Source organism: Trichococcus sp. (assembly GCF_049589555.1).
GTDB lineage: Bacteria > Bacillota > Bacilli > Lactobacillales > Aerococcaceae > Trichococcus.
On the sequence record NZ_JBAWAZ010000327.1, the window covers coordinates 1 to 1,595 of the forward strand.

The following is a 1,595-nucleotide window of genomic DNA, read 5'->3' on the forward strand; positions in this document are numbered from 1 at the left end:
GAAAAGGAAGCCATCAACGAAGAACGCATCATCCGCGGCATGGTCGGTAGGGACTTGACCAACCGTTATCCCGAACGCCATCCGAACCTCGGCGACGTCTACTTTGAGGTGAAGGATTGGACGGTCCACCATCCGATTGATGCGCACCGCATCATGAACGACAAGATCAATTTCAAAATCCGCAAAGGCGAAATCGTCGGGATTGCGGGATTGATGGGGGCAGGCCGGACGGAATTTGCGATGAGCGTCTTCGGACGTTCCTACGGCAGCAACATTTCCGGGAAAGTCTTTAAGGAAGGGCTGGAAATTTCGGTCAAGGATGTGCCGGCTGCCATCGAAAACGGGCTGGCTTATGTATCCGAGGACCGGAAAGCGCTGGGCTTGAATCTTTTGATGGATATCCGTGAAAACACGACAATTGCAAGCTTAGGGAAAATTAGTAAAAAAGGCGTCTTGGACAAAGAAAAAGAAGTCCAGATAGCCGAGGAATACCGCAAAAAAATGCGGACGAAGACGAGCTCCATTTACCAAAAAGTCAGCAGTCTAAGCGGGGGGAACCAACAGAAGGTCGTCCTTGCCAAATGGCTGATGACTGAGCCGGATGTCCTGTTCCTGGATGAACCGACACGCGGGATCGATGTCGGCGCCAAGTACGAAATCTACACGATCATCGAGGAGATGGCGGCTGCAGGCAAATGCGTCTGCATCATCTCGTCCGAACTGCCTGAGATCTTGGGGATGTGCGATCGCATCTATACGATGAATGACGGCAAATTCACAGGTGAGGTTTTACGCAAAGATGCAAACCAAGAATCGCTGATGAATCTAATGACTAGGGAAGAAGAAGGTGTGCTATAGATGGAAACGACGAATGGTATAAAAAAAGAAAAGCAAACAATGAATCTAAAAACAAAGGCGCTTGATATTTTCAGCAAATACAGTATGGTCATCATTTTGATCGGTCTTCTGATCGGCTTCCAGCTCATGACGGACGGCATCTTCTGGCGGCCGCTGAATATCACGAATATCGTGCTGCAGAATAGTCATATTTTGGTGTTGGCGGCGGGCATGTTGTTGGTGGTCCTTTTGGGACATGTCGATCTTTCGGTCGGTTCCGTGATGGCTTTCGTAGGTGCCATCTCCGGCATTTTGATGGTGAATTGGAACGTCAGCCCTTGGTTGGCAGTGCCGATTTGCATCGCAATCGGAGCGATCATCGGCGCTTGGCAAGGTTACTGGGTAGCCTACTTCGGTATCCCGGCTTTCATCGTGACGTTGGCAGGGTTGTTGATGTTCCGTGGCCTGACACAGGTCGTGCTGGGCGGGCAATCATTGGCGCCTTTCCCGGAAATATTCCAAAAAATCTCTACAGGCTACCTGCCTGATTTGACTGACAGCAGCGTGCATCTGTTGACAATGATCCTAGGTGTCCTCATCGCCGCAGCGCTCGTTTTCGGTCAATGGCGCACACGCGAAAAACGCAAAAATAATCTGTTCGAAGTGGAATCGATGAACGCTTTCACGCTGAAAGCAGTCATGACAGCAGTTGTAATGATCGGTGTGACTTATATCTTCGCATCTTACCAAGGTTATCC

The 1,595-nt window shown here is 49.9% G+C and carries 2 protein-coding genes; both read left to right on the forward strand.

Annotated elements, in window-relative coordinates; all coding sequences use genetic code 11:
• The coding region (locus WBV27_RS11440) for an ATP-binding cassette domain-containing protein (RefSeq protein ID WP_424202174.1) at positions 1-858 on the forward strand (858 nt) is incomplete at its 5' end.
• On the forward strand, positions 859-1,595 hold a 737-nt coding region (locus WBV27_RS11445), incomplete at its 3' end, for an ABC transporter permease subunit (RefSeq protein WP_424202176.1).